We start from the raw sequence: 24,944 nt of genomic DNA on the forward strand, positions 1-24,944 counted from the left end.
TTAAATTTTATGGTTTATTGATTTAAAAATGATTTCTACTTCCCTTTCCAATACTTCCAGATTGACACGATGGAACTGTTCAAAATTCTCATGCAAGACAATGAGATTCATTGAAGAAATTTTCATCCCATATTTCTTTTGAAGAATGTATCGGTAGATATTTTGTTGTAATGCATACTTGTAATAGCTTGAATTATCCAAATGGCTTAATTCAGACAAACCATACCCATATCCATATTTTTTTGGATTCCCATCGACCACCAGCTTTTTACTACGCTTCCAGTCTACAATTAAATACTGATCTGAATTTGGCTTTTTGAAAAGAGCATCCACAGTACCTGCGATGTTGTAATCCTCCAAAAAAATCCTTTTTTCCGCCTCTACAAATTCAAAGCCTTTGGCTACCACGATTTGGCTATAAAATTCATTGAACATTCCGAATTCCTTTGACTTGGATTCATGATCTTTTCCTTTTAGAAAGTACTCTATTTGCTCATGCAAATAGGTCCCCTTCTCAGCTGCTTCATCCCTGTTTTTTAAAAACTCATCCAAAACATCTTCTTCAGTTCTCCCTTCTTTTCGGGCTTTTACTGTGATAAATCGATCTATGTCAAATGGGAAAAATCGATCGATCAGTGTAGTAACGGAGATGTATTCCGCATTCCCTGTTTCGTCTTTTGGGTGGTGATAGGTATGTGTTTCGTCTTCAAAAGCAATATTATCAAGGAGGCTTGGTACCTTCCTTTTTTTTGTGCGGTGGAGATTTTCTTCTATCCCATCGATATCTTCATCTTCCACTTCCACCACGATCTCTTTAATTATTTTCTGCTTACCAAAAGACTCAATGCCCAAATATTTCTCCCGATAGTGCTCCTTTTCCCAACGCACCGCCTGCTGATAATCCCATTGCTCTTCAGGGATACAATTTGATGTTTCTTCAAGCCGGAAAGAATAGACTGAACTCAGCACATCCTTGATGTGGGTAATACATTCCTTCTCCTGAAGGTGAACCTGTCTCTCTGTAAATCGAATTACAATCCATCCGCTTTCTGTAAAAAACAAATCTCTTATATCATCCTTTTCTATTTCATGTCTTGGGAATCGATAAAATCCATCATAGGGTTCATCAATTTCAATATCTATGAATAAATTAAGTTCTCGGTGTATTAGAACAATATCTGGCTCATAGGGTTTATTAAAGTGTGGAATCGCCATATGAACATCTATTTCAACTTCCACCTCTGGGATATTGGTTAGAATAGCTTGATAAAAATCATTCTCTTTGTAACCTTTTCCCTGAGCACGTCCTTTTCTGGGAAGTTTAAGAAATGAATCTTCCCTAGGCATCTTCACAACAGGATAAGTATAAGGATCTTCTTGCTCAAAAAACTGGTTAGGATAGAATTTTATCTTCAAATCATTCGTTTGCTCCGGGTTTTTCTCGGAAAGGATTTGAATGATCTCATCCATTTCCTCGATTTGAGCGGGAGAATTGGAGTTTCTATAGGAAGATCGTCCTGGCTCTAGCGCTACAGAAGGTCGGGAAATCTTAATTTTTGCATATCCTTCTTTTTTTGAAGGTGCCGCCTTTGGAACTTTTGGCTTGATAAGCTCCACCTTCCTTACTTTCCAACCTTCACGAATTCCATTAAAGAATTCCCTCTTCTGCTCAAATTCGAGTTTTGCGGGAGAATTCACCCCAAATTCTGCCAATCGAGAAAGAAAAAACGCTCGATAAGCTCGCTGTAAAATGGAAAGTTCCCGTTTTGCCATCAAGCTAATTTTTGCTTTAAATTTATCCTTTTGATTATGTTTCGTTGGAATGTCATATTAAGAAATAGTTCTTTTAATAATTTCGATAATAGATTGAAAATCAATCGAATTTTTTAAAAGACTTTCTTGAGTCACCTCAATTCTTTCTCTTTCAAGTAGCACAAGTCTTAGTCTTGAATCAAGACTTCCATCTCTTCCGATTATCTCACAATATTTCTTATAGTCTCTAAATCCTGTGGTGAAAAGCGGAGATGAATTCATTACACTTTTGGTATAGGATTTAATGTATTCAGTTGAAATATTTTGATTAAATGGTCTTTCAATTAAGCAAATCGCAAAATCACCAGTCGAATTGATTGCCCTTTCCGCTTGACTAGGAGCAAATCTTAAAGAATTTGTCGATCCATTAGCATATGATTTAAGCTCGATAAAAAATGATTTACCGGTTTGACTATTCGTGATTTTGAAATCGAATGAACCAGATCCGGTATGCTTTAACTCCCCGTTTAATGATTCATTTTCTAAAGCTTGCAAAAATGCCTTTTCAATTTCTGACCCTACTTTTAAAAGCCATTCCATATTTTGTTTTTCAGCCAATAGGTCATCAGCGTACTTTAGCAGAGATGAAGTTGAGCCCAAAAGCTCTGCACGTGCTATTAAATCTTGGATTTCTTTTTTTGAGAGGTTTGAATTGGAAATTTGTTTCATAAGTGATTTGCTTTCTGGATCAGCAAGCATTTTAATTTCATCGACCGTAAGGTTGGAATTCCTCATGGTGAGCTTATAAAAAAGTTCATTTGATTTTTCTTTGAATGATTTCAAATACTTTTCAGCCCGCTCATCTTTGTTTGCCCAATCAATTAAGTCAAGAAGGCAATTCCTGTATTTTTCCAGGTGCCCCATATCAGGTTCAGATAAGTCACTTTTCTGAATTTCGAAGGTAATCTCTTGGATTTTACTTCCTAACTCTTCAAACTTAATAGTTTCTGCCATTGGAATTGAAATACATTCATGAACCAAATCAATTCTCCAATCTTCTTTTTCATCCAATTCAAATAGAATATCCAATAGTTTTTCATCTAAAGGATTTTCAGGTGTTCCATAATTTTTCAGGTCTTCAAATGCACAGAAATATTCATACCTATTTGGGATGATCTCTCCATGCTTGATTAGAGATTCAAAATCAGTTTTACCTTTAAGTAGTTTTATATAATTGTCAATCCATTCTTTAGCTTCTTTATTACTAATTTCTAAGCTGTCTGCTAGTCCAGAAATATTTTCAGTTTCCTCAATTTGATCATTGATTAACTCGATGTAGAACTTCAATGCATTTTCATAACGAAAATTTTCAATACGGTCAATTGAAATCAACTCCTCCTTAAACCCAAAAATTTCCTTTCCGAAATAAAAGATTTGATTCTTAAAACTGTCAGTTTTTGAATCTTTTCCAATGAGTTGTAGAATTTGAATTAAAAGATCCTTTGCATCGTCTCTTTCTTTAAACTTCCATTTGAACCTATTACCAGCAAGAGATATTTTCTCTTTTAATACCTCATTTACCTTAGCCGAAAGATCAGATAACCCGAGCTTTTCAACTGAAATTCCCGCTAATTTTATAGAGCTATGGATAATGTAGTCTCTCCAGTCATCGTCAAACGGCACTACTAAATCCAAAAACTCATCAGCAATTGGATCATCAGTAGCCTCCAAGTAAAGATCTTCTAAAAGCAAAAAATCATTGTTGTGGTTTGGAATAATAGCGTACTCCTTGAGCAATTCTGACTCCTTATTTTTTACCAAAAATTCAATAAGTTGATTTATCCATTCTCTAACCTTTTTCTTTTTAATCTTTAATAAGTCAGAGACAGCCTGAACCGATCCTAGTTCTGATAATTCAGTCAATAAATCCTCCAGTCCATAATAAATCTTTGCAGGCCATAATTCCTCTTCAGCTGTAGGCCCTACAAATTCTATCCAATCTAAAATGTTGTTATTCTGAGGTACTCTTGTTGCTCCTTTAAAAAATTTAACCAATTCATAAAAAGCAAGTTTAGACTCATGACTTGCTCCATACTTAGGAATAAAAGTCTCGCTCAAAGGTTTTATGATACCAGCTTCAGCAGTTTCAACAATTTCGGAATTATAAATAAATTCTCTATAGCCTTTGATTTGCTCTTCTATCCAAGGTTTACTAGCATCACTCCATTTTTCATCTGGAAGTTTAGAAAAAACAGTAATGAACCTATTTTTAGCATCATTTTCAATTAACCAGTCAGTAAATTTTGTGGCTGCTTCATAAGCATTTTCAATAATCTCTCGATTCTGAACTGCATCAACCCCCTCTTTACTATGAAGCAAAATACCATCTCTATCCTCTGTGGGATTAAATTTAAATCCATTTAGAATGAAAGGAAAGTGGAATTTTTGGGAACCGATCAAAGGGAAATCTCTAAAAAGTCTAGGGTTTCTGGAATCATGAGGAATTAATTTCATGTTTTCAAAATCTTCAACTTCCACAGCTAATGAGACTTCTGGAGTCGAATAAGTAATGAAATTATGATCTAGCTCAAATTCCCCATCTTTGAAGGTTGTGACAGTGAATTTCGAAACCTCATCAGTTTGATCCTTCAACTCGCTAGAAAACGAAATCTCAGATTCTTCAAGTTCGTTCAAAACTTCTACCTTTTTGATTTTTGGAAGGTAGACTAATGTTAATGGAAGAGTATTGACCAGATCCTTAAGTCCTTCTTCAGCAAAAGATAAACGCTCCTCTGTATCTAAGAAATAGGTAAAAACCGTATCGAGAGAACTTTCTTCTCGACGCAATTCATATTCAGATGCCTTTGGAAAAACCTCATCATTTTCAATATCTCGAATATGATTTAGGGCTTTTTCAATCTTTGGAAGCATTTCCTCTGAGGTATTTCCTGATCGATCTAATAATGATTTGAAGTTCCTATGAATGCCTCGATGCTTTACCACACCTTCTACTTCGATGATTTTGGATAATAAGTGGGTGCTGATAAATCCAGTCCCAAACTTCCCTGTCACTTCTTCGTCTGCATTGGTAGAGTCTTTGGAACTTACCTGTTGAATCAAACTAAAAATGTTCTTTAAGGTAAAAGGATCTCCATTGTGTTTAAAAATCAGTTTGTCTTTTGTCAAAATGAGCTGAATTGAAACCCTCTCAAATGCTGTATTGGGTACATCTTTGGCATTTTGGATTAATTCCCAAACCCAACGCTTAGAAGAATCACCTGGGTTGTTTTCTACCTTACTTAAAATTTGCCTGATTTTATCAGCGGTGAGTTTACGATTGTTTTGTTCCTCAATTACTCTTGGGTCGTCGAAATCTAGGTCAACAAGGTTTGAAGTTAATTCACTCATAGTTTATTATTATAAAATTAGGTTTGGTTATTATTCAAAAATCATGTTGATAAAATTCACAATAAACTCAATGTGAGTTTTGTAAAGCCCACCTCCAAAGGAATGTATTTCAGGATGAGCCAGGTCATTCCTCAACTTTCTGATTCTGTCAAAAGAGTATAGATATTCTTCCATTTGAAGCTTCTCGATCAAGTCCTTTTGGAGAGCATCGAGGCTTTTTCTCCACCCTTTTGCGGTTTTAAGTTCTATTTCCAATTCTTTGCACCTGAATTGGATAGCCATTTCATAAATTCCTAGGACCTTCCAAAACGCCTCATCGTACATAGGCCAATGATAGTAGGAATGTGCCATCAGGTATTCTGCGGTTTTGTAACTAGCCTTGACATCCTCAGGGACTTTTGGTCCGAATTCTCCTTTCACCAAATAGAGTTTGACAAATTCTTCGCCTGAATGAATTTGGTAATAATGCATCAAAGGGTCTGGATCGAAATATGATTTGTCCTTCATCAAAGCTCTTCTATTAGTTCACCAGCTATTCTTTCTGCTTCCTCCAAGAAATAATTATTAAAATGAATCTCATTCTGAGAAAGGGGCCATTTCCCTGTTTGAGTTCGGATTTGAAATACCAACTCTGCTTCGATTGCCTCGAAGAATAGTCTACTTTCTTTGGCAGGAGTATCAGCTAGGATGGGAAATACAAAAACATGAACCTCCACCTTTTCCAACTTCTTCCATTTATATCCATGATATCCATTTTTACCATTTGCACGAAATCCTTGATTTAATCGAGTGATCAAAGATTGTGAAGCATAACCTACATAGAGAAAATCCTCTTCCGATTTGATTACATAGATTTTTGGTTGTCTGGACCGAATTAGGTAATCTGAATCCGGTGAGTCAAAACTGTCCAAACTATAGAAAATCCTACCGGAATCTTCTCGGATAAACAATGAAAATCGGCAATGTGAAAAATGAAAACTCATAGTGTTTGCATTATTTGGCCAAAAGAACCCTTTCTACTTAAATACCCTCATTCCCAAGAAGTTTGAGACTTTGAAAGTCAGAAGTTGTAAGCAGTGAACCATAATTTCTTATAATTTATCAGGGTCAAGTTTTATTGATGAATTAAAATGCTCCTTCCATTTTATTTTATTCCAATTTTTGTTGGCAATAAGGTTAATTAAAAAGATTGCCCATTCCTCTTGATATAGGTAATCATCGTGAGCCTCATCATAGTGACAAAAATTAGAGTTTGTATTAAAAGGATCTTTATCCTTTTCACCCTGGTAGGGTCTTATTGAAAAAATAATGCATAAGCATCTGTGGTCAAAGTGATTGAAATCAGAAACACTCGTATTCTCTTTTACCTTTTGAACTATTGATCCAGCCTTTAATTTTCCAGCATTAACCACCTCTTTTATTACATGTTTTTCTTTTATGATTGCTAAAAGTTTGCTGTATTTTTCTTTATCCTCATCCTTCACTGTTTTCCAGTTGACAAACTCAATCGCAAGATCATTTCGGTTCGTATTGCTGATTTTGGGAACTGAAATCAACTTAATACTAAATTCTTGTGAATTGAAAGTCTCCTCATCAAGGGATCTTCGGTATTTTGAAATAAACTCCTTGAGTTCTTTTACTTCCTTTGCCAACAGAGTTTTAGAAGCTCTTTGTTGCCGATCAGTTCTCAACTTGGAAAATTGTAAGGCAAAGGCCAGACTTTCATTCAGGGTGTATTCCTCACCAAAGCATTTAATTACAAAAGATTCGAAATTGTTGAGTAAGGCTTGACACTCACCAAAAATTACAATACCCACTTCATCTTTATTGATATTCCGGTGCTCAATCTTGTTTCGAAGCTTTATGAAGAATTCCAAATTTGCCTTTACCGGCGGACTTAGAGAATTGGACTTCTTTAAGCAGGTGGAAAGTTCCCATGCTTTTCTTTCACCGTCAATTACCTCATACCTTCTACCATCCTTGGTTTTATAGAAATACTTTTCACCAATTGTAGTATGAAAATGAGCATGAAAGACCTTTGTCCAGGCCATAATCATATTTGTGATGTAATTTTCGACTCGGAAAGGTGTTCTAGGCTTATTATAAATCTCAACAGCGAGTAATGCACAATCAATTGCGCTTTCTAAAAGAAGTTTAGTCTTTCCTTGTCTTAAGCCCATAAATTAAAAAATCTGATTGATAAGGGATTTTTGAAGGGATTGGGAATTGAAGGTCTTTATTCTGGTTTTAGAAATGGAAGCTTTCATTTGCTTTAGTTTTTCACGAATAATTACTTGCTCATCAATGGTTGGAAAATGAATTTTCATATTCAATAAATCATCTTTTAAAACCCCCTTTATAGTTGTTCCTCTAAGTCGGGGAGAAAGCATTTTGCCAAACCAATTTGAATTCAACTGATAAACAAGGAATTCAACATCTACTACATCATTGTTTACCAATAAGCCGGTTACATCTTGACTAAAAGACATATCCACTAGATTGATTGAAAATTTTCCTACACCAACCCGAGTACCTGCCAAAATATTTCCTTTAGGTAAAACTTTGGCAGCAGAAAGCTTTATAGCGTCTGTTGAAATTAGTTTTTCTCCATTTTCTATAAAATCACCCTCGAGAATTTTGGTGGTAAGCCAAGGAATATTTCCATCTTTATAAAATTGAACTTCCTTTGTGTCAGGCGTTCCTCCAGAAAGTGTTTTTACTATGGCAGAGGACAGTTTTTTATATCTTTTGTTAGTGAATGTTTCATTTTCAATAGATTCTAATAAACATTCCAACCTCTCCAAAACCTCCCTCTCCCTCTCAATCACCTCATCCATCGCCCAAAGCAATTCCGCCAAGCGGGCTTGTTCGGATTTGGGAGGAAGGAGGAATTCGTAATTAGCTAGGTCTTTAAATTTAACTCTTGGTGACAAACCGCCTGCTGAATGTTTGATTGCATAATCAAAAAACTTTTCATTGTGAACGATAAAGGGAAGCAATTCAGGCAAAAGCTCTTTTTTGGCCCTAAAGACTGTGATATCTCCTGAACAAATCCCATCGAATTCCGCCTGAGCAGCTTTCTTTAAATAAGCCCTTCGTCTGCCAAATAGCACGTCCCCTTTTCGGAATCTCTTGGTAAAGGTTGTCGCCTCTTCGATAGTAGCGGATTTCCTCAAATGAATATCTCCTGAATCAATGTGTTCAAGGCCGACGACATGCTCGATTTTTTCTTCCTGAATGTCTTTACATACTTCTTTCGGTTCGAAGGCTACATCGCCGAACTTCACCAATTTCCAGTTGGACTTATCAATATTGAGATCAATCTGATTTACCACTTCCTCCATCATTTTGCTAATACCTCAAAAAGTTGGTTCATACTTTCTTTAAGTTCAATCCCTTTTCTTTCCCATAGTTCAAAAGCTGTTGGAAATGGTAGGATATCATCTGCTGAATTTTTTTCCGGCCTTACATAGAGGCTAATTGACATATTGGCTTTGTTTGCCAGGATTTCATCAACTGGGACAACCTTGGCAAAATTTTCTTCATCCTGAAAATTTTGATACGCTTCAAAAATCCTTTCGACATGGCTGTTTTCGAGATAACCCATGGTTTTTTCCTGCTTTACCTCGTTCACCGCATTGATGATCAATACTTTCCCCTTTCGGTCTTTTGACTTGTTGGTTTTGGTGATCAGGAGACAGGCTTCCATGGGCGAATTGTAAAAGAGATTTGGCCCCAAGCCAATCACACATTCCACCAAGTCGGCTTCGATCATTTTTCTCCGCATATCCGCTTCCGACTCCCGAAACAGAATCCCATGTGGCCACAGTGAAATGGATCTACCGTTTCGGTCATCCAAGCTTTTTTGGATATGTTGCTGAAAGGCATAATCCGCACAGCCCTGAGGAGGTGTACCCCAAATATTTCGTCCATAGGGATCGTTTTCGAAGCTTTTCCGATCCCAAGCCTTAATCGAGTAGGGTGGATTGGCAAGGATCACATTGAACTTTTTCAGTTCGTCCTGTTCCAAAAATGCCGGTTGGGCCAAGGTATCTCCCCGCACGATGCTAAACTCCTCGATACCATGCATAAACATATTCATCCGGGCGATGGCTGAGGTAATCAGGTTGATTTCCTGTCCGTACAGGCGAAGGGTCCGATATTCTTTTCCTTCTTCCTTTAGGTGCAGGGCACAGTTGAGCAATAAGCCTCCAGAACCACAGGTAGGATCGTAAACTGATTCTCCGGGTTGTGGATCCATGATCATAGTCATCAGTTTGACCACCGTTCGATTAGTATAAAACTCAGCAGCCGTATGGCCACTATCGTCAGCAAATTCCTTGATCAGGTATTCGTAAGCATTCCCCAGTTTATCATCTGCAATATTACTCAGACTCAGTTTATGCTGAGAGTAATGTTCGATGAGATTAGTTAGTGTCTCATCACTAAGTCTATCTTTATTTGTCCAGCTGGCATCGCCAAAAATCCCATAGAGCGTATCTGGATTGGCTTTTTCTATCTGGCGCATGGCATCTTGCAAAGCCATACCCACATTAGTAGTGGTTTCCCGAACGTCATTCCAGTGCGCTCCTTCAGGAACGATAAAGTGATGATGCTCCGCGAAAGCAGCATATTCCATATCCCCATCACTTTCAGCCAAAGCTTTTTCAAATTCCTCATCATAAACATCGCAAATACGCTTAAAAAAGAGTAGGGGGAAAATATATTGTTTGTAATCTCCGGCATCAATGGTGCCTCGTAATTGAGTTGCCGCACCCCAGAGATATTTTTCAAGTTCTTGTTGGGTCATTGCTAATTTAATTCTTCCTCATAAGCATCGATTTCTACTTCTATTAAATGATTTTTCTCCACCTTAAGCAATTGCATTAATTTTGATTTCATCATTTTTTTTCGCTCCTCATAAAACCCCAAAAAGCTATCCATTGATAAATCATTATCAAAAGGTATGTAATGAAGTTGTTTGTAATTAATTAATTCTGCAGCACCAATGGTTTTTGAAAGCCATTCCGCTAATGGAGTTGCATTTTTTTCTAAATTTTGAGTTTCTTGAATCAATTGAAGGTTTCCAAGGCTATTGAACCTATTCATATAATCTTCAATTTTTGTATCATCATACCCGATTTTTTTTAATGCTTTATTTGTAAAGAATTTCTTTGGGTGCATATGATCTTGATGAAACTTGTAATTATGATTTAAAGGGTACAATAAATTTAGCACCATATAGGCAAAAGCACTTCCATATTGCGTGTTCAGTAAATTATCAATAGTATCTTCATCAAAAGACAAAGATTTATTTGAACCTTTGTACTTGGTGACTAATTCCTCAAGAGGGAATGTTCCTAAGTTTTCAGCAATAACCTTTCGGTATGTAGGATATAGGTTATCAGGAGTTCCACCGAATACCTTTCTAAGTAAGGCTCTAATTAACCATTCTTTAATATTAGCTCGGTTTTGTTGATGATGTTTACTATGCAAAACTTCCTCTTTAAAACCGTTCTTTTTTAAGAAGTAAGCAATTGGAATAACAGCATTGTAAGCAGTTAATGTTTTACTATCGAAACCAAAAGAGGCTATAAGTTGAAATGAAATATTGATTGCAGTTGAAATCGAATCCCATTGATTTTCGATTGCATGCATATTTTCTGAAGAAAAGTTATCGACTTTGAACTTTACGTCTAAATCAGCAAGTACCAAACAAGATTTTAGCACTAAATCTTTGTTTATATTAAAACCAGGATCAATGCTGTTTACTGAATCCACAAATTTGTGAATAACCTCACGCGCATCTTTATCCTTCCATTGTGCAGTGGCAATCGACAGAAGTAAATCGGAGTAGCTTAATTTAGTACCACCACTATTAACTCGAATAAAAATATGAAGGACTTTATCTAATTCTTCCGATTTCTCTAAATAGAAATTTATTAGTTCTTTGTCATTAAATTTTTCATAAAGGTTAGAAAGGGTGTTAGAAGCAAAATCAATTTGATCAGAAGAGTATTTAGAAGAATCTGCTAATGAATGTTTGGTAATATAATTCATTAACTGAATAAGCCCTGAGTAATCAAGAATATCACCAACTTTAAACCAGTGATATTTACTACTAAAGTTATTTTTGAAATGACTTAATTCTTCCTCAGAAATGAATCTAAAATCGTATAGCATCTCATTATCCTCAGCTGCAGATAACAGATTTATGTATAAGTGTCGTTTAGGAAATGCATGATCGCTTTTCCAGTTATACCTATTAAGTTTATAGGCATAGCTTCCTTTAAGTCCGAGATAAAGAGACGTTAGTCTTTGTTGACCATCTAAAACAGCTCTTCGATCTTTTGTAAAACTCAATTCAGCAGGGTCATTATGACGTTTGTCTCTTTGGTGGAAATATGGTAAAAATCTGTAGAACTTAAATCTATTTAAATGCTCCGATTTAACATGCCAAAACAAAAAAGTACTAATTGGGTAATCTCTCATAATGGAATCAAAGAGCATTTCTATTTGTCTTGTATTCCAAACAAATTCTCTTTGAATTGCAGGAAGAATAAACTCTTGTTCACTAATAGAGGTTATTGCTTCTTTTATTGATATTGGTTTTTCGTATGCCATGTTTATAAAAATTTGGATAAAATGGATTTAAAATTTTCTTCTGCTTTTTGGCTTGCTTCCCAAGCTTTCTTTAAATCAGCCAATGCTTCTTCCACCGAAGGAAGATTGTCTTCAATGATTTTCTCTACATAAAGTGGAATATTCAGGTTGAAATCATTTTCAGCGATTTCATCTAAGGTGCTTACTTTGACGAAATTCTCCACATCGGCAAATTCACCATACCAGTCAAAAAGTTGCTGTACGTGCTGAGGCTCTAGGAAATTCTGCGCTCTTCCCACTCGGATTTGTTCTGATCCATCTATAAAGAGTACTTTACCTTTTCGATCTGCTGTTTTATTTTGCTTGAAAACCAGTACGCAAGCCGCCAGTTGAGTTCCATAAAAGATATTGGAGCCCAAGCCAATAACTGCCTCCAGTAAATCCATTTTAAGCAAAGCCTCACGAATTTTTCCTTCAGCACCTTTTCTAAATAGTGCACCATGAGGAAGAACTACCGTCATTCTTCCTGTACTATTCATGGATTTAATCATATGCTGAACCCAGGCCATGTCTCCATTGCCTTGAGGAGGTACACCTGCAATGTTTCTTCCATATGGATCATTAGCCCAATTCACAGCACCCCATTCCTTAAGTGAAAAAGGAGGATTTGCAATGACACAATCAAAAGTCTTTAAACCATCTGCTTCAAAGAATGCTGGATTGCGAAGTGTATCCCCTCTATAAATTTGAAAGTCTTCTATACCATGCAAGAACATATTCATTCTTGCAATGGAGCTGGAGGTTAGGTTTTTTTCCTGACCAAAAAGTTTTAGTGTTCGATAATCTTCCTTATTGTGCTTCAAATGATCCACACATTCTAAAAGCATTCCACCTGTTCCGCAGGCAGGATCATAAATGGTTTCTCCTTCATGTGGATCTAGAATCAATCCTAGCAAATGGACAACTGAGCGTGGCGTATAGAATTCACCTGCTTTCTTGTTTGTAAGATCTGCAAAGTGTTTGATGAGGTATTCATAGGAATTCCCTAAAAGGTCAGAATCCACATTGCTATTGCAAAGATCGTATTGTGAGAAATGCTCAATTAAATCAATGAGCAGGCGATCTGATAACTTGTTCTTATTGCTCCACTGGGCATCACCAAAAATTCCATACAGGAATTCTTGATTTGCTTGTTCAATTCCACGGAGAGCTTTCTCAATGGCGAGTCCAACATTGTTAGTTGTTTCTCTTACGTCTTTCCAGTGGCAACCTTCTGGGATAAGGAATCGGTGAAACTCTGGCAGGTTTGCATATTCTGAATCACCATCAGATTCTAGTAGTGCAATCCTAAATTCCTCATCGTATACATCAGAGATTCTCTTAAAAAATAGGAGAGGGAAGATGTAAACTTTGAAGTCCGAAGCGTCAACTGGACCTTTTAAAATCCATGCTGCTTTGGAAAGGTATTGCTCAAGCTGAGAAAGGGTGAGTTTTTCTTTAATCATTTGAAAGTAATGGGCTTATGCCTAAGTACCCAAGATCAAAAATTTATTTTGTAGCCTTGAGTAAAAAAACTAACTACAAGATGCATTTTTTTTGAGAAAAATGGCAAATCAGGAAAGGGGAAAATGAATAGTTTACATTAATGGTTTTTCCCCTTAGTTAGGTGTGATCAAAGTTATTCTGGAATTTTTCGGCCCCTCCAAAGGCCTGGAAAAATTACGGAAATAACTTTTTTAAAAAATATAGATATACATATACATATATGCAGGTATATTTTATGGATCATAATGTGTTGATTCTCTTTTTAATGTGAACCGAGTTGCGAGGTTCTTAACTCCTTTGGGCTTACCATATGCAATAGGTGAGTCGGAAGGCAAGTAGGTTATTGTTTTTCAAATTCGGGAGAATTTGTATAACATATACACAACTTGCAAAGCACACGCAAACAGATGTGGCAATACATTTTTTAACAGTTTGTATGGAAGAATCTTGCAAGGTTTGATAGCAGTTGAAAAGTTATTCTGGAATTTTCCTGCCCACTCAAAGGCTTGGGAAAATTACGGAAATAACTTTGTTGCATAGGATTATTTCAAAAGCCAATCACTTAGATCTTTTTTCTTTTTGCTGTTTTTTTACCTCCGACGAATATTTCAAAATGTTCATCAGGGGCATATTTCTACTAATTAATTGCTGAGGCAGACCAAGTTGCTCTGAGTAAGGAGTTTCAGCTAATGTGTTAAGCATTGGAGGTAGTGTGTTAAGCGACGAAGGTGGTGTGTTAAGGTCTTAGCTGATGTGTTAATAGCGGTAACTGGTTCACTTTAATCATGAGGTGGTTCACTATGGCATTGAACTGGTTCACTAAATCCACTTCCTTGAAGTAAGATGAAATATTCAACAGCTCTCTTTATTTCTTTCCTTGGTTGCCTTACATCTACGGAGGTTGAGAGAACACAGCAAAAAGAAAAGGATGCACTTTTATTCATTTGAATCTTATTCAATATTAACCTCAATTGAGAACCCTGAAAATCGTCCATTGAAATGTTGATTTGTTGACTTTTGATGTCAAGTCACTGTTTATCAGATTATTGTATGGTAAACATTTGGTCAACTTTCAGGTCAACATTCCAATCTGTTTGTTGATCGGTAGTCAACATTGATTTCAATTGTTGACCAAATGTTGACTGATTGTTGACTTGTTAACCTATTCATTTTCAATTCAATAAATCAATTAGTCAACATTCCAGACAAAATTGGCTCTAATTCCTGTTGAAGTATTTTGTAGTACCTTCCTTTCTCTTCTTTTTCATAGATGCTTCCAGTTGAGTCATATTGGTAAGCGGTGAAGTTGGAGGCATTGGGGTACTGTTTCAGTTTCCAAACTTCTTCCAAAATTTTGCGGACGTAGGAACGGGAAACAGTGAGTCCGGATCTTTCCAGTAACTTCTTTGCATGGGTATTGGTCAAACAAAATTCTGTGAGCTCACGGCTTTCCATGATTTCCTTGATTGTTTCAAAAAGCTCAAGTTCTACTTTATTGATGGAATAGGATTTTACCCTTCGAAGTGCAGGAGTATAGATTTGCTCTGGAGTAAACCACATTCGCGAACTTTTGGAAGTAGCGAGTTTTCTATGAAGCAAATAATGGAGAAAGTGGGAGAGTTCGTCTTCTAGTTTATATAGAAAATCAGGATCTAACTTTTCTAAAGTAGGGACCTTCCTAACCCAATAGCGGGTTTCCTGAACCCCAATGACCATGAAATTGTCTTCGTTGTTGGAGCATAGAATGATTTTTCCAAAAAACTCCACTTCAAAGCGGTCTTTTCCTTTGGCTTCAGCTTTATAGGATTTTGCAGTACTCAGGTTTTTGATTTTCTCACTGTCTTCCTTCCGGTCTAGCAACACTTCATCAATTGCAATTATCAGCTTCGAAACCCAATCAGAATTGAAATTACTTCTGAAATCGGAATTGGTATTGAATGTCATGTTATTGCCATAAATCGCCTTCAGAAGATTTAGAAAGGTTGTTTTTCCAGTATTTCCTTCACTACTGACTAGGCAAAGAACGGGGAGACGTTGGCTGGGCTTGGTAAAAAGGAGTTGAAGATAATCCAAGCCAATTTCATACTGATCCCCAAAAATATGTTTGACAAAGCTCAGGATGTTTGGGCAATCACCTGGGAGGGGACTCAAGGAAATCGGTTCATAGAGATTGTAAAATCCCTGGTAATTTCGTTGGTATTCCAAATGCTCCGGAATGGTGCAAAAACCATTGTAGCGTTCCATATTTTTCACCACATCCCGCCAGTTTGGATAATCCTGCTTAATGGTGTCCAAATTCCAGGAAATCATCATTTCCTCATCTTTTCCACTCATCATTGGTTTCTTGACCCGCTTGAAGAGCGAAGTACCTACTCTGATATATCTATCTTCAATACTTTTCATACTCTTGATTTTCTTGAAGACCGATTTTTCTGATTTATTAGATATTCTTCAGCTTCTTCCTCAATTTCAGCGTTGGTCTTGATCCTCGTTTTCTTCAGCCAATTGATTAAATCAACCTTGAAGAAGTGAAGCTTCCTTCCAGATTTGTGATAGGGGATCTCTTTTCTTGAGGTTTTGGCATAAATCGAATAGATGCTTAGGTTTAAAAATTCCGCAGCTTCTTTTACAGTCAAGATTTCCTCTGATTGAGCTTTTTCAGAACCACTATTGTTGGCTTTTTTAATTTCTTCCAGTAATAAAGAAAAGCCTTCTTTTAGTTCTAAACTCAAACTCTCAAATGGATTGTTTGATTTCATAATTAAATGGATTTGTTTCTCGAAATTTATAGAAAAAGAAAAGTATAAAGCAAATCTATAAAATCGCTTATAGATTATGTTATTTCATTTTATATGAGTGCATGATCAGATTTGACCAGATATGACCAGATTTGACAAGTTGTATATATAGATATATGTGTACATACATATGTGTATATATTTTAGTAACAAAAATAATTCTTTTAAAATACTGATAATCAGTGATTTAAAATTGATTTGAAAAAATTTTGTTTATGTTGATTGAATCGAGTTGGTAGATATTAGGCAGCATTAATTACAAAATTAAATTTTCATGAAAAAATAAATGTTTACAAGAAGTTAACTTAAAAATGTATTTCAGAGTTGTGAGACTGTGATTTGTGAAATTTACATATATACGTATATATAGATATGTGTATATATATATCACAATAGAAACTGTGCATAACTGGTCAAAAAAAAATATCAACTTTTTTTCTATTCAAACCTAATTTTCAAAAAATATGGATGGAATTTGATGAGTTTTGGAATTCAATTTGAGATGTTGGTCAAGAAAACTGGTCAGTAAAGCTTGATCTTATCCGCTGCTTCGACCTTCTTTTCGTTGGTGATTTTGGTGTAAATCTCCGTCGTTTTTACCTGGCTATGTCCCAAGTTTCCAGAGATCACATAAATGTCAGTTCCGCCAGCCAACTGGAGGGTGGCGTAGGTATGTCGGAAGCAATGAAAGGTGACCTTTTTCAAAATCCCGGCTTTCAGAATCCAGTTTTTCAAAATGGTATTATTGGTTGCCGAGTATTTTAATCCTGAAAATACTCGTTCATCCTGTCCCTTTCTTTCTCCCACCAATTCCCGTGCTTGCTTAGATATCGGTAAATATTCAAACCTTCCTGTTTTGCGTTGACGATATTTGAGGAGAGAAATTTCAGTTTGATCGGGATCTTCAATTTCACTCCAAGTAAGTTTCTCAATATCTGACCATCTTAATCCTGTCATGCAAGAAAATAAGGAAGCCAATCGAAGCATAGGCAATTCTGGACAAGGAGTCTGGTAAAGTTTCATCACCTCAGCTTGAGTCAGGTAAACTCGGTTGCTTCCTTCTGCTCTTACATTTGAAATAGAGATGCAGGGATCTTTTGTGATGATCTGTTCTTTCAAAGCATCTTTTAAAGTAGCTCGAAGTTTTGCAAAGTAACTTAATTGGGTGTTTGCTGAAAGCTTATGACTTCGGCCAATGGATTTGGTTTTGGATAGGTATTCTTTAAATCCCTCACAAAATTCTGGAGTGACTTCGGCGAATGTGCAAATTCCACCTGCATATAATTTCAAATGCTCATAGGCACTTTTCCAGTTTCCCTGATTCCCCGAGGTTCTGGAATGAGTTTTTCCTTTTTCTAAAAAGTATTGGAGGAAATCTCTTTTCAAATTGAATTTGTCATAAAAGCCAAAGTTGTTGTTTAGAAATTCAATCTCCTTTTGGGATCTGATACTCTCGGCCTTTAAGATGCATACTCGATTGAATTCTTTCTGGGTTGGAGTTTTAGGGTTTTCGAAAATATGAAAGCCCAAATAGTCTCTCCTTTTTTTCTTGCCGGTATGGGGATCTACGATAGGAGGATAGAAGTCCAGGTATAAACTGATCTTCCCATTTTCAAGTGGCCGTTTTCTTAAAGTGACTTTGGTGGCTTTCATGATAGGCTACTATTGATTTAAAAATGACTCGATATCAGACTTTCTGAAAATCCTCTTTCTACCAATGTTTTTAACGTCCAAAGAATCCCTCTTTACCAATCTCCAAAGAGTAGTCCGACTGATTCCCATAAAAACACAGGTTTCTTTTACGTTTAAAAAGGTCTTTTGATTGGCAACCATCCAATCCTGATTGATTGTGGTTGCTGTTTCAGTCAAACTCTTTTGGATTTTCTCTTCTTTCATCCTCAACTTGTAGGCCTTTTTTGCGCAGTTATCCCCGCAGTACTTGGTTACAGTGGTTTTTGCAGTGAAGGAATTTCCGCACAACTGGCAAATTCTGGTGATTCTAATATTTGAACTCATGGAATTAAAGTTTGCTCTGTTTGTTTCTAGTTGTTTCCCAATGTTTCCAGTTGTTTCTGGTTGTTTCCCATTGTTTCATAATCTCCCCCAATTTAGCAAAAAATTTGTACCGCCAAAAAACGGTACAAATCCGGTACAAATATTCTATCAAAATTGAAAACTGAATAAAAAGAGATAAAAATGAAAAACCCTCTAAATAAAAGATTTAGAGGGTTTTAATAAGTTTGACTTAGAGTAGTTTAGAGCTGTTTGTAGGTATTTATTTCCCGATACAAAAATTCCTAAAGATGTTCTCCAAAAGATCGTCGGTCGTGATTTCACCGGTGATCTCACCGAGAAAGTGAAGGGAGCGGCGAATATCCATAGCCACAAAATCATTGGTTACTTCATTGTCCAAGCCACTTAAGATATCCAATAAAGATTCTCTGGTTTTGACTAAAGAATCGTAATGACGCACATTGGTCACCACCGTGTTACCAGTTCGGAATTTATCCAGATTCACGAGTTCCAGGATGCGGATTTTCAATCCTTCAAGATTCTCCTTATTTCCTGCTGAGATGAATATAGTGTCTGGATGTTTCTCTTTTAAATCGTTAATTAACAGTTTATTACCCTTGTCTACTTTATTCGCTACTTTTAGAAATGGAACACCCTGATTTTCCAGCTTGTTGACATCCCGGTTGATCTCTACCAGATCGGTGTCACCCAAATCAAAGAGGTATAATATCAAAGAAGCAGACTTCATTTTTTCCTGGGTTCTACTCACGCCGATAGCTTCTATGGTATCGGTTGTTTCCCGCAAACCTGCTGTATCTATAAAGCGGAAAATCACGCCCCCGAAATTAATTTCATCTTCGATAAAATCCCTCGTGGTTCCGGCAATTTCAGATACAATTGCTTTTTCTTCATTGAGCAACGCATTGAGCAGGGTGGACTTGCCTGCATTGGGTTTACCTGCAATCACGGTAGGTACTCCGTTTTTGATCACATTTCCCAGGTCAAAACTAAGAATCAATTCTTCTACCACTCTCAAAAGGCGCTCAACAAGTGTTCTCAATTCTTCCCGGCTTGCAAATTCCACATCTTCCTCACCGAAATCCAGCTCCAGTTCTATCATTGAAGCAAAATGAATCAGTTTACTTCTAAGTTCTTGTATCTCAGAGCTGAATCCCCCTCTCATTTGGCTAAGTGCCGCCTGGTGTGAGGTTTCGGAATCTGCATGGATCAGGTCTGCCACAGCCTCTGCCTGCGCCAGATCAAATTGCCCGTTAAGAAAAGCGCGCTGGGTAAACTCTCCCGGCTTTGCAGGGCGGGCGCCCTTGCGGATAAATAGTTTAAGAACCTGATTGATGATATAGGAAGAACCGTGCGTGGAGATCTCTACTACATTTTCTTTGGTAAAGGATCTGGGAGCGATAAAGAGCGAAACCAAAACCTCGTCGATGATTTTGTCGCCGTCCCGGATAGTCCCAAAATGTATGGTGTGGGATTCCTGCTTCTCTAGGTTTTTGCCGTAAAACACTTCGTTTGTCAGCTGAATGGCATTTTTTCCCGAAAGGCGGATCACAGCAATAGCTCCAACACCTTGAGGCGTAGCCAAAGCAATTATGGTGTCACTGTGCTCAGAAAGGTTAAAACTCATTTTGCACCGATTCCATTATCTACGATTTGCCCCAATCCATCGAGAAACTCCATTGGCTGTCTATACCCCGGTAACTGGGTGATATTCCTTAGGGTAGGGTCGATGATCACAAAGTTGGGATAAGAGTTTACGCGCATTGCCGCGGCCATTTTTGCCTCAGTATATTCTTTTCCTTTGAAGTCAAACTTACGTTTGTCGTCCTCAGCGTTCATTTTGACGGCGTAAAATTGACCATTGATATACTTGACAACAGCTGGGTCTGTGAAGGTTTCCTTATCCATCTTCTTACACCACCCGCACCAGTCAGTGTACACATCGATCAAGAGCATTTTGGGGTTGGCTTCAGCAGCAGCTACAGCTTCTTCAAATTTTAGCCATTCTATCTTGTCCTGTGCTTGCGCAAAGCGGGCAGTTACCAGAATTAAGCCTATGATTACTATTTTTTTCATACTTCTTGTTTTCAAATCTCCAACGGCTTGCCAGGTGCGGAAGTTCCGAATAACAAATTCGGCCTGATGCTCTTGATCAATGCACTTCCCAGAAAAACAACCCCGCCGACCGCCACCATCATCCCGGCAATAGAACTATCCACCACGTAGGCCAGGTAATAGCCCGCTAGTGCGATAAAAATACCTAAACCGCAGGTAAGTTTTATCAATGAGGTCAATTTTTTGGTCCAGAGGAAAGCAGTGGCGGGAGGGACTACCAGTAATGCTACAACAAGGATAGCGCCCACTGCTTCGAAACTGCTTACCGTAGTATAGGATACCATGCTCATCAGAGCAAGATTGATCGCTCCGGCAGGAAGCCCGATGACTATACCGAAATTCTCATCAAAACTGGTTATGCTTAACTCCTTGTACAACAGAAATATGAATCCGCTCACCAAAACTAAATTCAAGATTGCTAAATAAGTGATTCTTGGCCCCATGCTAAAACCCGCATCGGTAATCCAAAGATCAATAGGCAGGTAGGCTATCTCACCATACAGCACGCATTCCTGGTCTAGGTCCACCTTGTATGCGAGCATATTGATCAGGATAATCCCTATGGCAAACAGGAGTGTAAAGGTGATTCCAATAGATGCATCCAGCTGCACTTTGGCTTTTGTTTTGAGCCAATTGATAATCAATGTAGTCAGTATGCCCAGTAAGCCAGCCCCAATGATAACCTCCAGTCCGCGCTGGCTGCCCGACACGAAGAAACCTATTACTATTCCGGGAAGTACTGCATGGGAGATGGCGTCTCCCGTCATGGACATTTTTCGCAGCATCATAAAAACACCAAGCAGTCCACATGAAATTGAAATAATGGATGCGGTGAAAATGATCAGAAATGCGTTTTGGTCAAAGCTCATCGGTGTCGCGGGGGATAGTCTCCTGGTGAGGATCGAGTTTAGGATAATTTAACCTGTTTTCGAGCAATGCTTCGAGTTCAGGAGTAAGGATATGCTCCAGCTTTTCGGCTGAATCATGTACGTGATCGGGGGCGATATTCATGTACTCATTGAGGTATAGCTCCCAGAGCCTATGAAGCCGTACGATTCGTTTAGCTTCGGACTTTCCTTTTGGTGTAAAGGTTATAAGTCCCTGATCAACAGTAATTAGATTGTCACTGATTAAATTGGTGATCGTATGCCTGGTGTCCTTCTTTTTGTAGGGAAAAGCCTCATAGATTTCTTCTATTGCGAATGTTTTTTTGCCTCCTTCCAAACCGTGGAAGATGCTTTTTAATAGATGGTCTTGGTGCGTCTTTTTCAGGTAATGCTTTCTGGCCACGAAACGGGAGAGTACCCCTTTTTTTGGAGCAAAAAGAAATGATACAAACGCAAATATTGAAAGGAAAACCACCACCCATGGTCCTGTGGGCATCTGTGGAATCACAAAGGATACATAGGTGCCTATAATTCCCGAAATAGCCGAAAATGCTCCCGCAATAAGTAGAAGCTTTCCGAGGTTGTCTGTCCAGAACCTGGCTGCCGCTCCGGGGGCGATCAGCAAGGCAGCCATTAGTACCACCCCGATTGCCTGGATCCCGATCACCACGGCCAAAATCATCAGTACATTAAAGACCAGCCGAATCGCCCCCATGGGGTATCCGATTGACTTTCCGAAGTCGGCATTGAAAACCAGCATGGAAAATTCCTTTCTGAAGACGGAAAGTGTAATAATAATCAGTATTGCCAGTCCTCCATAGATATAGAGGTCTTCCTCCAGGATAGCGATTGCGTTTCCGAAAATAAACTGATTCAGACCTGCCATTTCCGGGTTTCCTGACTTTTGGATGACTGTAAGAAAGACTATTCCGAAGCCAAAGAATATGGATAGGATTGAGGCGATAATGGCATCATCGCTTAATCTGGTATTGCTTTTCAGCCAAGAAGTAAGGAAGGTGGCCAGAGCTCCCGATAAAAATGCACCACTGACGATGTAAATAGGATTTTTTTCACCTGCCAGCATAAAGCCTAGGCAGATGCCCGGTAGCACTGCATGGGAAATGGCGTCTCCGAGCAATGCTTTTTTGTCCAGAAAACTATACGTTCCCACGTATGCTGAGCCTATGCCCAGCAATATGATGCCGATAACCACAAAGGCGATCGAGGCATCCTGAAAGGTAAAGAAATAGACAAAATCGCTCATCAGTTTTTCAATGGGTTAAAGTCTTTTTGCCTGATGATGTCAGTGACTTTGGTCAGCAGGTTGAGTTTTCCTCCATACGTTTTGCGCAAGAGTTCTTCGGTCACCACATCAGCTTTCGGACCGGATGCTACCAGATGAAGATTCAGCATAATGATCCAGTCGAAGTAATTCATCGCCGAATGTATATCGTGGTGTACCACGATTACCGTCTTTCCGGAGGCAGTCATTTCCTGCAGAAGCTGGAAGATAGCAGTTTCTGTAGCCATATCCACTCCTGCAAAAGGTTCGTCCATCAGGTACAGATCAGCCTCTTGGGCAAGGGCTCTTGCAATGAAAACCCGCTGTTGCTGCCCCCCGGAAAGCTCAGAGATCTGTCGGTCTGTGAACGATTGCATTCCTACTTTTTCCAGACAGTCCAAGGCAATCTTCTTTTCTTTCTTTCCGGGTCTACGAAAAAGCCCGAGCTTTCCATAGGTACCCATCATGACCACGTCCAGTACAGAGGCGGGGAAATTCCAATCTACGGATTCCCGCTGTGGTACATAGCTAATGCGGCTTCTGACGTCGTTTAACCCTCGGTCAAAAATCTTGATGTACCCGCCCGTGATTGGAACAAGTCCCATGATTGCTTTGATCAGCGTGGATTTTCCTGCCCCATTGGGGCCGAGAATTCCAATAAGCTTTCCCGCGGGCAGGCTCAGGTCCACGTTCCATAAAACAGGACTTTGATCATAACTTACCGTCAGATCATGTATTTCTAAAATAGGGGATTCTACGTGTGTGATCATTGGATTAGGCTTTCAAATATTACTTGAACATTGGTGCTTACCATTCCTATATAAGTGCCGGCAGAAGAGTCTTTGGCTCCCAGGCTATCGGTATAAAGCGGCCCTGCCAATTTGATTTCATGGTTCTGATTGGCGCAGCCGGCGACTACGGCTTCAATTGCTTTGGGCGAAATAGTCTGCTCTGCAAAGACCGCATGGATATTCCGTTCTACGATGAAGCTCACCAGTCCGGTCAGGTCCCTCAGACCCGGTTCGCTCAATGTAGACAAGCCCTGCAGGCCCAGAACCTCCAGGTCATATGCTTTGCCAAAGTAAGAGAATGCATCATGGGCGGTGATCAAAGCCTGATTGGCTTTGCGCAGCTCGGAGACTTTGGCGAGATTATCCTGGTGCAACAGGTCCAGTCGGGAGAGATAAGATTCGGTGTTTTTAGTTATTGTTGACTTCCATTCAGGCTGCCATTTTATTAATTCTTCTGAGGCATGTGATAAGGCCAAAGACCAAAGTGACACGTCAAACCAGATGTGCGGATCTACGGAGTGGGCTTCCGGTCCTGACCTTAATAGTAACTCCTTGGGAATGTCTTCTGAGACATTGATCAGGTTTTGGCTGAAGGCCAGTTTCTCGAAAATCTCCGTCATTTTTCCTTCTAGAAAAAGTCCGTGATAAATGACCAGGTCTGCATTTTGGAGTAAATCCAGGTCCCGCACGGAGGCTTTGTACAAATGCGGATCTACACCGGCGGGCATAAGTGAGACTACTTCCGCATTTTCGCCAACTAGATTTCTGATTCCATCAGCTAGAATACTGGTTGTGGCTACAATCTGTGGCCGCGTTCTCTCTTTTGGATCCTTAAATTTGCATGCAAAAGAAAGTAGCAGTAAGGGCAATATCGTTAAGAACTTATTCATCTGTTTATAATTTCTCTTTAGAGACCATTACCTGTTCCGGAATTTATCCGCGAGAATCCTGCATTCATTAATATCCATCCAGTGTGTGAGATTTGGGACCATACTCGGTTTCATGACTGGATGGCCAAAATATTTGCTGCAACATCTTTGGACATAAAGAGTGTTTTCTTTTGATCGACGAGGATTTCCATTGATCCATCGAACTCTACTTTGTCCAGAATTTTGATTCTTGCCCCGATATAAGCGCCTACTTTATCAAGGTATTTTAAGAAGGCTGCAGAGCTGTCTTTTACAGCAACAATCTGACCTGACTGATCTACTTCCATTTCGATAAGCGCAAGTCTGGGTCGTGCTCTTACATCCCCGTATTCATCCGGAATCGGGTCTCCATGCGGGTCGAATTTTGGGTAGTTCAAATAAGCATCCAAACGCTGGATGAGAAGCGGTGATTGTATGTGTTCCAGCTCTTCGGCTACCTCGTGGACTTCATCCCAGGCGAACTGTAATTTGTCCACCAAAAACACTTCCCAAAGACGATGTTTCCTGATGGTCTGCAGCGCCCTTTTTTTACCTTCTTCAGTGATGTTCACGCCGTAGTATTTTCGGTATTCGATCACCTGTTTATCACCTAGCTTTCTAAGCATGTCCGAGACTGATGCAGGTTTGGTTTTCATCTCTGCGGCCACATCATTGGTGGACACACTTTTTGTACCTCCCTCGGATAGGTGATAGATGGCTTTCAGATAATTCTCTTCTGCGGTAGTCAGGGTCATGGTATTCGATGTTATACTGAGGCAAATATAAAAATTATTTTAGATATAGCTAAAAATATATTCAATAGT

Annotated in this window: 20 protein-coding genes; all 20 read right to left on the minus strand. The window is 38.5% G+C overall.

Features of this window, described 5'->3' with window-relative positions:
- Positions 1-1,773 carry a hypothetical protein gene (locus AS141_RS03535; RefSeq protein ID WP_057936263.1) on the minus strand — a complete coding sequence of 591 codons (1,773 nt, stop codon included), beginning with the start codon at positions 1,771-1,773 and terminating at the stop codon, positions 1-3.
- A 57-nt stretch (positions 1,774-1,830) separates the two neighbouring features.
- Positions 1,831-5,160, minus strand: a complete 3,330-nt coding sequence (locus AS141_RS03540; protein WP_057936264.1) for a sacsin N-terminal ATP-binding-like domain-containing protein — start codon at positions 5,158-5,160, stop codon at positions 1,831-1,833.
- 30 nt (positions 5,161-5,190) lie between these two features.
- Positions 5,191-5,667: a hypothetical protein gene (locus AS141_RS03545; RefSeq protein ID WP_157243376.1), complete on the minus strand. Its 477-nt coding sequence runs from the start codon at positions 5,665-5,667 to the stop codon at positions 5,191-5,193.
- The gene (locus AS141_RS03550; RefSeq protein ID WP_057936266.1) at positions 5,667-6,143 is read right to left on the minus strand and encodes a hypothetical protein; all 477 of its coding nucleotides are present in this window, start codon (positions 6,141-6,143) and stop codon (positions 5,667-5,669) included. The genes AS141_RS03545 and AS141_RS03550 overlap by 1 nt, the downstream gene beginning before the upstream one ends.
- Positions 6,144-6,251: 108 nt before the next feature.
- Entirely contained in the window at positions 6,252-7,340 is a 1,089-nt protein-coding gene (locus AS141_RS03555; protein ID WP_057936267.1) for a DUF3644 domain-containing protein, read from the minus strand.
- A gap of 3 nt (positions 7,341-7,343) precedes the next feature.
- A complete protein-coding gene (locus AS141_RS03560; protein WP_232424809.1) occupies positions 7,344-8,495 on the minus strand; it encodes a restriction endonuclease subunit S in 1,152 nt (383 codons plus the stop codon).
- An 8-nt stretch (positions 8,496-8,503) separates the two neighbouring features.
- Positions 8,504-9,970 (minus strand): type I restriction-modification system subunit M, encoded by a 1,467-nt coding sequence (locus tag AS141_RS03565; RefSeq protein WP_057936269.1) that lies wholly within the window; start codon positions 9,968-9,970, stop codon positions 8,504-8,506.
- A 2-nt stretch (positions 9,971-9,972) separates the two neighbouring features.
- Positions 9,973-11,784, minus strand: a complete 1,812-nt coding sequence (locus AS141_RS03570) for a DUF262 domain-containing protein (protein WP_057936270.1) — start codon at positions 11,782-11,784, stop codon at positions 9,973-9,975.
- Between the two features lie 2 nt (positions 11,785-11,786).
- Positions 11,787-13,268 (minus strand): type I restriction-modification system subunit M, encoded by a 1,482-nt coding sequence (locus tag AS141_RS03575; RefSeq protein WP_057936271.1) that lies wholly within the window; start codon positions 13,266-13,268, stop codon positions 11,787-11,789.
- Between the two features lie 1,225 nt (positions 13,269-14,493).
- A complete protein-coding gene (locus AS141_RS03580) occupies positions 14,494-15,711 on the minus strand; it encodes a primase-helicase family protein (protein ID WP_057936272.1) in 1,218 nt (405 codons plus the stop codon).
- Complete coding sequence (locus AS141_RS03585) at positions 15,708-16,067, minus strand: helix-turn-helix domain-containing protein (protein WP_057936273.1); 360 nt, start codon at positions 16,065-16,067, stop codon at positions 15,708-15,710. Before AS141_RS03585 ends, AS141_RS03580 begins: the two co-directional genes overlap by 4 nt.
- A 561-nt stretch (positions 16,068-16,628) precedes the next feature.
- Positions 16,629-17,759, minus strand: a complete 1,131-nt coding sequence (locus AS141_RS03590) for a site-specific integrase (RefSeq protein WP_057936274.1) — start codon at positions 17,757-17,759, stop codon at positions 16,629-16,631.
- A gap of 9 nt (positions 17,760-17,768) precedes the next feature.
- On the minus strand, positions 17,769-18,122 hold the full coding sequence (locus tag AS141_RS03595) for a helix-turn-helix transcriptional regulator (RefSeq protein WP_057936275.1): 354 nt from the start codon (positions 18,120-18,122) through the stop codon (positions 17,769-17,771).
- A 259-nt stretch (positions 18,123-18,381) separates the two neighbouring features.
- Positions 18,382-19,764 (minus strand): tRNA uridine-5-carboxymethylaminomethyl(34) synthesis GTPase MnmE, encoded by a 1,383-nt coding sequence (gene mnmE, locus AS141_RS03600; RefSeq protein ID WP_057936276.1) that lies wholly within the window; start codon positions 19,762-19,764, stop codon positions 18,382-18,384.
- A complete protein-coding gene (locus AS141_RS03605) occupies positions 19,761-20,213 on the minus strand; it encodes a thioredoxin family protein (protein ID WP_057936277.1) in 453 nt (150 codons plus the stop codon). Before AS141_RS03605 ends, mnmE begins: the two co-directional genes overlap by 4 nt.
- A gap of 11 nt (positions 20,214-20,224) precedes the next feature.
- Positions 20,225-21,121: a metal ABC transporter permease gene (locus tag AS141_RS03610; RefSeq protein ID WP_057936278.1), complete on the minus strand. Its 897-nt coding sequence runs from the start codon at positions 21,119-21,121 to the stop codon at positions 20,225-20,227.
- Entirely contained in the window at positions 21,111-22,403 is a 1,293-nt protein-coding gene (locus tag AS141_RS03615; protein ID WP_057936279.1) for a metal ABC transporter permease, read from the minus strand. Before AS141_RS03615 ends, AS141_RS03610 begins: the two co-directional genes overlap by 11 nt.
- A complete protein-coding gene (locus AS141_RS03620) occupies positions 22,403-23,191 on the minus strand; it encodes a metal ABC transporter ATP-binding protein (RefSeq protein WP_057936280.1) in 789 nt (262 codons plus the stop codon). Before AS141_RS03620 ends, AS141_RS03615 begins: the two co-directional genes overlap by 1 nt.
- Positions 23,188-24,102 carry a metal ABC transporter solute-binding protein, Zn/Mn family gene (locus AS141_RS03625; protein ID WP_057936281.1) on the minus strand — a complete coding sequence of 305 codons (915 nt, stop codon included), beginning with the start codon at positions 24,100-24,102 and terminating at the stop codon, positions 23,188-23,190. The genes AS141_RS03620 and AS141_RS03625 overlap by 4 nt, the downstream gene beginning before the upstream one ends.
- Before the next feature lie 110 nt (positions 24,103-24,212).
- Positions 24,213-24,875: a metal-dependent transcriptional regulator gene (locus tag AS141_RS03630; protein WP_057936282.1), complete on the minus strand. Its 663-nt coding sequence runs from the start codon at positions 24,873-24,875 to the stop codon at positions 24,213-24,215.
- Positions 24,876-24,944 lie beyond the last annotated feature (69 nt).

The organism is Algoriphagus resistens (assembly GCF_001442615.1).
Classification (GTDB): Bacteria; Bacteroidota; Bacteroidia; order Cytophagales; family Cyclobacteriaceae; genus Algoriphagus; species Algoriphagus resistens.